An 8117-nucleotide genomic window follows, 5' to 3' on the forward strand; every position below is an offset into this window, starting at 1 on the left:
GCCGCCAAGAAGCCGGCCGCCCGCAAGGTGGCGACCCTGAACGAGGTGGTCAAGGCCCCGAGCGCCAAGAGCCCCTGGCCGCTGCCTGCGGGCAGGGTGAAGAAGGCAGCCGCCGCCACCACAGAGAAGCCTGCCAAGCCGGCGAAGGCCGCAGCCGCTCCGGTGGCCGACGAGCCCAAGGCCAAGGTCGCGAAGGTGAAGGCGGCCGCGCCCGCCAAGAAGGCCTCCCCCAAAGCCGCGGCCAAGGCTGCGAAGCCGGTCAAGCCAGAAAAGGCCGACAAGGTCGAGAAGGCCGCCAAGCCCGAGAAGCCCGTCAAGGCGCCCAAGGCCAAGCTGGTGCGAGACAGCTTCACCATGCCCGCAGCCGAATTCGCCCAGGTGGCCGAGCTCAAGGCCCGCGCCCTGGGCTTCCAGCGTGAAACCCGCAAGAGTGAGTTGCTGCGCGCGGGTCTGGCCGTGCTCACCAAGCTGAGCGATGCCCAGCTCAAGCAGGCGCTGCTGGCCCTGCCGCCGCTCAAGGCCGGTCGTCCCAAGAAAGACGAAGCCTGAGCCAGCAGCGGGCTGGCGTCAGCCCAGACCCTGCGCGTGGTGCGCCAGGTGGTCGGCCACAAAGCTCTGGATGAAGTAGTACCCGTGGTCGTACCCGGCGTGCCGGCGCAGCGTCAGCGGCTGGCCGATGGCGGCGCAGGCGGCCTCGAAGGCTTCCGGACGCAGTTGCGTGGGCAGGAACTGGTCTGCCAGACCCTGGTCGATCAGGATGCCTTGCGGGTAGGGCGGCACGGGGTACTGGGCCATCAGCTCGGTGGCATCGTGTTCGCCCCAGGTGTGGCGCGAGACCCCCAGGTAGCCGGTGAAGGCCTTTTCGCCCCAGGGGCAGTTGACCGGGTTGGCGATCGGGGCAAAGGCCGAGACCGTCTTGTACTGACCGGGGTGGCGCAGCGCCAGCGTGAGCGCGCCATGGCCGCCCATGGAATGCCCGAACAGCCCGATGCGATCGGGGTCCACCGGCAGGTGGTGGGCGATCAGGCTGTGCAGTTCCTGGGTGATGTAGGTTTCCATCTGCCAGGCGGCCGACCAGGGGCGCTCGGTGGCGTCGAGGTAGAAGCCCGCGCCCAGGCCGAAGTCCCAGGCGTCTGATTGGCCGGGCACCTCGGTGCCGCGCGGGCTGGTGTCTGGCGTCACGATGGCCAGGCCCAGGCGTGCCGCGTGCTGTTGGGCCCCTGCCTTGATGGCGAAGGTCTCTTCGGTGCAGGTCAGGCCGGCCAGGTAGACCACCGCCGGCACCTTGGCGCCGGGCTGCAGGGCCTGGGGTGGCAGGTAGACGCCAAATTTCATGGGCAGGCCAATGGCCCCCGAGGCATGGCGGTAGTAGCGCTGCACGCCGCCAAAGCAGGCGTGTTCGCTGATCAGTTCGAGGGTCATGGCTGTCCTTCGGCGCTGCAGGCTCAGAACTCGACGACCGAGCGGATCGACTCGCCGCGCTTCATCAGGTCGAAACCTTCGTTGATGTCGGCCAGCTTGAGCTTGTGGGTGATCAGCGAATCGATGTTGATCTTGCCCTCCATGTACCAGTCGACGATCTTGGGCACGTCGGTGCGGCCGCGGGCGCCACCGAAGGCCGAGCCTTCCCACTTGCGGCCTGTCACCAGCTGGAAGGGGCGCGTGGCGATCTCGGCGCCAGCCTCGGCCACGCCGATGATGATGGAGCGGCCCCAGCCCTTGTGCGTGCATTCCAGAGCCTGGCGCATCACCTTGGTGTTGCCGATGCACTCGAAGCTGTAGTCGGCGCCACCATCGGTCAGCTGCACGATGGCGTCGACGATGTTGCCGCCGGCGGCTTCGATGTCCTTCGGATTCAGGAAGTGCGTCATGCCGAACTGGCGGGCCATGGCCTCGCGCTCGGGGTTCAGGTCGACGCCGATGATCTTGTCGGCGCCCACCATCTTGGCGCCCTGGATCACGTTCAGGCCGATGCCACCCAGGCCGAACACCACCACGTTGGCGCCGGCCTCCACCTTGGCGGTGAACAGCACCGCGCCAATGCCGGTGGTGACGCCACAGCCGATGTAGCAGACCTTGTCGAATGGGGCATCGGGCCGGATCTTGGCCAGCGCGATCTCGGGCGCCACGATGTGGTTGGCAAAGGTGGAGGTGCCCATGTAGTGCAGGATGGGCTGACCGTTGAGCGAGAAGCGCGAGGTGCCGTCCGGCATCAGGCCCTTGCCCTGCGTGCCGCGGATCTTCTGGCACAGGTTGGTCTTGCGGCTCAGGCAGAACTTGCACTCGCGGCATTCAGGGGTGTAGAGCGGGATGACGTGGTCGCCCTTGCGCAGCGAGGTCACACCCGGGCCCACATCGACCACCACGCCCGCGCCTTCGTGGCCCAGGATGGCGGGGAAGAGGCCTTCCGGGTCGGCGCCCGAGAGGGTGTAGTAATCGGTGTGGCAGATGCCCGTGGCCTTGATCTCGACCAGGACTTCGCCATGGCGCGGCCCGTCAAGGTCGACGGTTTCGATGGTCAGGGGGGATCCGGCCTTCCAGGCCACGGCTGCTTGGGTCTTCATGGGTGCTCCTCTGGGTTTCAGCCAGCACGATACCGAAAAATGGCAAGGCTGCTGCGCACTGTGGGCATGGGCGCCGCGATCAGGCAGGAACATGTCGGTTTCAGACCGCACAACTCCGGATAATGTCGCTCGTGGGCGCAGCCAGACGCCCGCTTCGCACCGGAGCCCCCGCATGTTTCAGCACGTTGACGCCTACCCCGGCGACCCCATCCTCACCCTCAACGAGGACTTCCAGAAAGACCCGCGCCAGGACAAGATCAACCTGAGCATCGGGATCTACTTCGACAACGAAGGCCGCCTGCCCGTGATGGCCGCCGTGCGCGAGGCCGAAACCGCCATGCTCGCCAGCATCGGCCCCAAACCCTACCTGCCCATGACCGGCAACCCCGCTTACCGCGAGGCCGTGCAGCAACTGCTCTTCGGTGCCGACCATGACGCGGTGAAGGCGGGGCGCATTGCCACCATCCAGACCCTGGGCGGCTCGGGCGGCCTCAAGGTGGGCGCCGATTTCCTCAAGCGCTATTTCCCGGCTTCGCAGGTGTGGGTCAGCGACCCGACCTGGGACAACCACCGTGCCATGTTCGAAGGCGCGGGCTTTCAGGTCAACACCTACCCCTATTACGACGCGGCCACCAAGGGCCTGAAGTTCGACGCCATGCTGGCCGCCATCGATGCCCTGCCCGCGCAGAGCATCGTCCTGCTGCATGCCTGCTGCCACAACCCCACGGGTGTCGACCTGAGCAATGCGCAATGGACGCAGCTGATCGAGGTGCTCAAGGCCCGCCGCCTGCTGCCCTACCTCGACATCGCCTACCAGGGCTTTGGCGACGGCATCGAGGAAGACGCCTTCGCGCTGCGCGCCCTGGCCGATGCAGGCGTGGCCTTCTTCGTGGCCAACTCGTTTTCCAAGAGCTTCTCGCTTTATGGCGAGCGCGTGGGCGGCCTGAGCGTGGTCTGCCCGGACAAGGCCCAGGCTCAGCTGGTGACCGGTCAGCTGATGTCGGCCGTGCGCCGCAATTACTCCAGCCCGCCCACCCACGGCAGCCAGATCGTGGCCCGCGTGCTGCAGACGCCTGCGCTGCGTCAGGCCTGGTCCGACGAGCTGGCCGCCATGCGTGACCGCATCAAGGTGATGCGCCAGCGCCTGTACGACGGCGTGGTCGCTCAGCTGCCCGGCCGCGACGTGCGCTACTTCATCGACCAGCGCGGCATGTTCAGCTACACCGGTGTGACACCCGAGCAGGCCGACGCCCTGCGCGAGCAGCATGGCGTCTACGTGCTGCGCTCGGGCCGCATGTGCGCCGCGGGTCTGAACGCCAACAACGTTGACCGCGTGGCCGAGGCCTTTGCCAAGGTGCTGCGCTGAACCACCGCGGGGGCGGTGAACAGGGCCGGTGATCAGGGGCATCCCCTGATCACACCCGGAGGGCTTCCGGTCAAGAATGGGCCTCATCTTGAGGAGGCCGGAGCCATGGACAAGATCTGGTTGAAGCATTACCCCACGGGTGTGCCGCACGAGATCGACCCGAGCGCCTACCGCTCGCTGGTCGAACTGATGAGCGATGCCTTCACGCGCCATGCGCGCCTGAGCGCTTTCTGCTTCATGGGACAGACCTGGCGTTTTGACGAGATCGACCAGGCCTCGCGTGCCATGGGTGCCTACCTGCAGAGCCTGGGCCTGCAACCGGGTGACCGCGTGGCCGTGATGCTGCCCAACATCCCGCAGTACCCGGTGGCCGTGGCGGCCATCCTGCGTGCGGGGTATGTGGTGGTCAATGTCAACCCGCTGTACACGCCCCGTGAACTGGCTCACCAGCTGAGCGACTCGGGCAGCAAGGCCATTTTCATCCTCGAAAATTTCGCGGCCACCCTCGAGCAGGTGCTGCCGGGCAGCCCGGTGCAGCACGTGATCCTGGCCAGCATGGGCGACATGCTGGGCTTCCTCAAGGGCCACATCGTCAACCACGTGGTGCGCCGCGTGAAGAAGATGGTGCCGCCTTTCCACCTCCCCAAGGCCGTGCTCTTCAAGGAGGCCATGGCGCAAGGGCAGGGCCAGCGTGTGGTGCAGGCCTCACCGGGTCCGGAGGACGTGGCCGTGCTGCAGTACACCGGCGGCACCACGGGCGTGAGCAAGGGCGCCACGCTTTTGCACCGCAACATCATCGCCAACCTGCTGCAGTCGGAGGCCTGGAATGCGCCGATGATGAAGCAGATCCCGGCGGGCGAGCAGGCCACCATGGTGTGTGCCTTGCCGCTGTACCACATCTTCGGTTTCACGGTGAACATGATGCTGGGCATGCGCATGGGCGCCTGCAACATCCTCATCCCCAACCCGCGGGACCTCGGCGCCACGCTGAAGGAGCTGGCGCGCTACCGCTTCCACAGCTTCCCGGCGGTCAACACCCTGTTCAACGCCCTGGCCCACCATCCCGATTTCGACAAGGTCGACTGGCGCCACCTGCGCCTGAGCGTGGGCGGCGGCATGGCGGTGCAGCACGCCACGGCCAAGCTCTGGAAGGAGCGCACAGGCTGCGCCATCGCCGAGGGCTATGGCCTGTCGGAGACCTCGCCCTGTGCCATCGGCAACCCGGCCAACAGCACCAGCTTCAGCGGCACCATCGGCCTGCCCCTGCCCAGCACCGAGGCCAGGATCCTCGACGACGAGGGGAACGAGCTGCCGTTGGACACGCCGGGCGAGCTGGCCCTGCGCGGCCCGCAGGTGATGGCGGGTTACTGGCAGCGGCCTGAAGAAACCGCCAAGGTGATGACGGCCGATGGCTTCTTCCGCACGGGCGACATCGCCACGGTTGATGAGCGCGGCTATTTCAAGATCGTCGACCGCAAGAAGGACATGATCCTGGTGTCGGGCTTCAACGTCTACCCCAACGAGGTGGAGGACGTGGTGGCCTCGCTCGAGGGCGTGCTGGAGTGCGCGGCGGTGGGCATCCCCGATGAGCAGGCCGGTGAGGCCGTCAAGCTGGTGGTGGTGCGCAGCCGGCCCGATCTGAGCGAAGAGGCGATCCGCGTCCACTGCGCCCAGCACCTCACGGGCTACAAGCGGCCCAAGGTGATCGAGTTCCGCTCCGAGCTGCCCAAGACGCCCGTGGGCAAGATCCTGCGCCGCATGCTGCGCGACGGCGGGTGATCAGTCCGGGCCCATCAGCTTGATGGGCGTGATCTCGATCTGGTCCTGGCCGTCGCCACCGCTCACCCAGACGCTGCCATCCTGCACGCTGACCTGCAGCTGCATGGCGCGTTGGGCGAGTTTGGCCAGGGCCTGGCTCTGCTCGGTCGGGATCTGCCAGACCGTGAGGTTGCGGGCCCGCGTGAGCTTGGTGGCGATTCCGTCCCACCAGATGGGCGTGCTGCTCTGGAAGGCGTAGAGGCTGACGGCACGGGCGCGGCCCGAGGCCTTCATCAGGCGCTTGTCGTCGGGCTGGCCCACCTCGACCCACTGCAGGATCTCGTCAGAGAAGTTCTTGTGCCACAGGGCGGGCTCGTCGGGCTCCCACATGTCCTTGGCGAGTTCGAGCGTGCCCTCGGAGGTGTCGGCCGGCCAGTTCAGGGCCAGGGCCAGCACGCGGATCATCATGCGTTCGTCGGCTTCCGACGGGTGGCGGGCGATGGTCAGGCTGGTGTCGACGTAGACGTTGCGGTCCATGTCGGCCAGGTTGAGCTGGGCTTTGTAGATGGTGGCCTTGATCGCCATGATGGGAAACGTGGGAACGCGCTGGAGCAAAGACCGCGATCATCGCCCAAAAACCAGGCCCAGCCAATCGCTCACCACGCGCAGCACAGTGGCCTGCTCCACTTCCAGGAAGATTTCGTGGGAGAGCGCGGGGAAGGGCTGGCCACTCACGACGCCCTTGGGCGCCGCTGCCAGGAAGGCTTCGGAGCCGCGTGGGGCCACGCAGCGATCGTCGCCACCCCAGAGGATGAGGGTGGGGGTGGACCAGCCGCGGGCGCGGGCGCGCACGGTCTCGCCCGCATCCAGGATGAAGCGGGTGAGCCGGCCGGAGACGCGGTCGTGCACCAGGGGATCGGCCACGTAGGCGGCCACGGTGGCAGGGTTGTGGCAGACCCATTCGGGCTTCAGCCCATTGGCCACGGCCACATCGGGCAGCAGGGCGCCCACGGTGGCCAGCAGGGCTTGCTGCACCGGGCTCATGTCCACAGCCAGGGCGGGGGATGACAGCAGCAGGGCGTCGACCGGGCGCGCCCAGGGGGCCGAGGAGGCGGTCTCCGGTGGTTGCGCCTGGGCGGCCACGAAGCGCCCGGCGATGGCGCCCCCCAGGCTGTGTCCCACCAGCAGCAGGGGCAGGCCGGGGAAGGTGGCCCGGGCTGCGTCAACCGCCACGGCCAGGTCGTGCAGGAAGTCGTCGTGCTGCGCGATGCGGCCTCGCGGGCCGGGCGATCGACCGTGGCCGCGGTGATCGTAGCCCACCACGGCCCAAGCTTGGGCGTTGAGGTGGGCGGCCACAGGGGCGTAGCGTTGAACGTGTTCTCCCAGGCCGTGCACGATGAGCGCAACGCCCCGGGCCGGGGTGCCGGCGGGCAGGGGCCAGCTGTGGGTGACGAGGGCCAGGCCGTCGCGGGTGCGCAGCGTGGCGGGGAAGGGCGTGGGCGTGTTCATGCGGCACAGGCCCGTGCGGTGGGCCGGGTGGTCGGCGCACGGTGGCGCGGGGCCCTGAGCGTAGCGGAGTTGCGCCGCCGCGGTGCGGCGCTGGCCTCAGTGAAAACGCCGAGGGGCGCAGGGCCGCTCGGCGTTCGGTGGAGCAGGGGCCTCCCTGAGCGGGAGGCGGGGCTCAGAAGGTTTCCCAGTCGGCGTCGTCGGTGGTGCCGCTGCCCCCGCTCTTGGGCGAGGAGAAGGCGGGTTCGACGGGGGCCTGGGGCGCATTCAGGGCCAGCTTGGGCTTGGCCGGGGCCGAGGCGGGTGCGGCCGGCTTGCTGGCGTGGAAGGCCGGTTTGCTCACGGGCTTGGCGTCTTCGATGTGGGCGTGGCTGCTGGCCTGGGCCTTGTGGATGGCGCCGTGGGCCTGAGCATGGCCGCTGCTCAGGGCGACCGGCTCGATGTGGCGCACCGTGGCGGCGCTGCGGCCCTGTCCCAGCTTGAACGCCGAGACGGCTTCGGCCAGGCGGCTGGCCTGGTCCTTCAGGCTTTCGGCGGCGGCGGCCGATTCTTCGACCAGGGCGGCGTTCTGCTGCGTCATCTGGTCGAGCTGCACGACCGACTGGTTGACGCTGCCAATGCCCTGACTCTGTTCGGTGGAGGCGGCGCTGATCTCGCCAATGATGTCGGACACGCGCTGCACGCTGGTCAGGATCTCGTTCATCGAGCCGCCGGCGTCCTTCACCAGGCGCGAGCCGGATTCGACCTTCTCGCTCGAGGCGTTGATCAGGGTCTTGATCTCCTTGGCGGCATTGGCCGAGCGCTGCGCCAGGGTGCGCACCTCACCGGCCACCACGGCAAAGCCGCGGCCCTGTTCACCGGCACGGGCGGCTTCCACCGCGGCGTTCAGCGCCAGGATGTTGGTCTGGAAGGCGATGCCGTCG

8 protein-coding genes are annotated in these 8117 nt (G+C 68.0%); 3 read left to right on the forward strand and 5 right to left on the reverse strand.

The window, feature by feature from the left end; genetic code table 11:
- Positions 1-549 (forward strand): hypothetical protein (locus tag QZ994_RS17265; protein WP_367172340.1); only part of this gene is annotated, 549 nt, incomplete at its 5' end.
- Positions 550-567: 18 nt separating this feature from the next.
- Here the strand turns inward: QZ994_RS17265 and fghA are convergent.
- Both fghA and QZ994_RS17275 read right to left on the reverse strand, forming a co-directional pair.
- On the reverse strand, positions 568-1422 hold the full coding sequence (gene fghA, locus QZ994_RS17270) for an S-formylglutathione hydrolase (RefSeq protein WP_290874560.1): 855 nt from the start codon (positions 1420-1422) through the stop codon (positions 568-570).
- 23 nt (positions 1423-1445) lie between these two features.
- Positions 1446-2564, reverse strand: coding sequence for an S-(hydroxymethyl)glutathione dehydrogenase/class III alcohol dehydrogenase (locus tag QZ994_RS17275; protein ID WP_290874562.1), 1119 nt, complete (start codon positions 2562-2564; stop codon positions 1446-1448).
- Between the two features lie 172 nt (positions 2565-2736).
- Here QZ994_RS17275 and QZ994_RS17280 point away from each other — a divergent pair, with 172 nt between their 5' ends.
- Together QZ994_RS17280 and QZ994_RS17285 are read left to right on the forward strand one after the other, a co-directional pair.
- On the forward strand, positions 2737-3930 hold the full coding sequence (locus QZ994_RS17280) for an amino acid aminotransferase (RefSeq protein ID WP_290874565.1): 1194 nt from the start codon (positions 2737-2739) through the stop codon (positions 3928-3930).
- Positions 3931-4035: 105 nt separating this feature from the next.
- Entirely contained in the window at positions 4036-5709 is a 1674-nt protein-coding gene (locus QZ994_RS17285; RefSeq protein WP_290874568.1) for a long-chain-fatty-acid--CoA ligase, read from the forward strand.
- Here QZ994_RS17285 and QZ994_RS17290 read toward each other — a convergent pair whose 3' ends face one another.
- The 3 genes from QZ994_RS17290 to QZ994_RS17300 all read right to left on the reverse strand — a co-directional run.
- Entirely contained in the window at positions 5710-6273 is a 564-nt protein-coding gene (locus tag QZ994_RS17290) for a YaeQ family protein (protein WP_290874571.1), read from the reverse strand.
- Between the two features lie 39 nt (positions 6274-6312).
- Positions 6313-7197 carry an alpha/beta hydrolase gene (locus tag QZ994_RS17295; protein WP_290874573.1) on the reverse strand — a complete coding sequence of 295 codons (885 nt, stop codon included), beginning with the start codon at positions 7195-7197 and terminating at the stop codon, positions 6313-6315.
- A 172-nt stretch (positions 7198-7369) separates the two neighbouring features.
- Positions 7370-8117: methyl-accepting chemotaxis protein (locus tag QZ994_RS17300; RefSeq protein WP_290874576.1), on the reverse strand; the 748-nt coding region annotated here is incomplete at its 5' end.

This window comes from Aquabacterium sp. (assembly GCF_021768455.1).
Taxonomy (GTDB): Bacteria; Pseudomonadota; Gammaproteobacteria; order Burkholderiales; family Burkholderiaceae_C; genus Aquabacterium.